General features: G+C 60.1%; 1 protein-coding gene and 1 pseudogene. Both read left to right on the plus strand.

Going from position 1 to position 1,237, the window contains the following annotated elements:
• A partial coding sequence (locus B5F28_RS14330) for a sulfide/dihydroorotate dehydrogenase-like FAD/NAD-binding protein (protein ID WP_143424779.1) occupies window positions 1-828 on the plus strand: 828 nt, incomplete at its 5' end.
• Between the two features lie 62 nt (window positions 829-890).
• Window positions 891-1,237: pseudogene (locus B5F28_RS14335) on the plus strand (dihydropyrimidine dehydrogenase); the annotation flags it as partial.

The raw sequence follows: 1,237 nt of genomic DNA on the forward strand, positions 1-1,237 counted from the left end.
GAACGAAAAGAGTTGAACCCCACGGTCACCAAGCTGGTGATCGAAGCGCCGCTGGTGGCAAAGAAGGCTCAGCCGGGCCAGTTCATCATCGTGCGTGCGAAGGAGGATTCCGAGCGAATCCCCCTGACCGTAGCGGACTATGACCGCGAAGCCGGCACCGTGACCATCATCTTCCAGATCGTGGGCGGCTCCACCATGGAGCTGAACGAGCTGCGTGAGGGCGAGAGCGTGCACGACTTCGTGGGCCCTCTGGGCGTTGCCAGCCATCTGGACGGCCTGAAGAAGGTTGCCGTTGTGGGCGGCGGCGTGGGCTGCGCCATTGCCTACCCCATCGCCAAGAAGCTGCACGAAATGGGCTGCGAGGTACACAGCATCGTGGGCTTCCGCAACAAGGATCTGGTCATCCTGGAGGATGAATTCAAGGCCTGCAGCGACAAGCTGGTCATGATGACCGATGACGGCAGCCACGGCCAGAAGGGCGTGGTCACCGCTCCCCTGGAAGAGCTGATCAAGAGCGGCGAGAACTACGACGAGGTCATCGCCATCGGACCTCTGGTCATGATGAAGTTCGTCTGCCTGACCACCAAGAAGTACGACGTGAAGACCGTTGTGTCCATGAACCCCATCATGATCGACGGCACCGGCATGTGCGGCGGCTGCCGCCTGACTGTGGGCGGCGAGACCAAGTTCGCCTGCGTGGACGGCCCCGACTTCGACGGCCATCTGGTGGACTTTGACGAGGCCATGCAGCGCGGCAACATGTACAAGGAATTCGAGACTCACGCTCGTGAGGAGCACTGCAACCTGTTCAAGAAGGACGTGCAGTAATTCCGCGTACAGCGCAACACTTTTCGTAAGACTATTGAAAAACAATTGGGAGGAACCCGAAAATGGCATTGCATAATATGGACCCGAAGCGTTGCCCCATGCCCAACCAGGACCCCAACGTTCGGAACAAAAACTTCAAGGAGGTAGCTCTGGGCTATACCCCTGAGATGGCGGTCAACGAGGCCAAGCGCTGCCTGGGCTGCAAGAACAAGCCCTGCCAGACCGGCTGCCCGGTTGGCATTGACATTCCCAGCTTCATCGCCAAGGTGGCGGAAGAGGATTTTGAGGGCGCCTATCAGGTGCTGAGCGCCTCCAGCGCGCTGCCCGCTGTTTGCGGCCGCGTCTGCCCTCAGGAGACCCAGTGCGAAGGCAAGTGTGTTCGCGGCATCAAGGGCGAGAGCGTGGGCAT

The organism is Gemmiger sp. An194 (assembly GCF_002160145.1).
Lineage (GTDB): Bacteria > Bacillota > Clostridia > Oscillospirales > Ruminococcaceae > Allofournierella.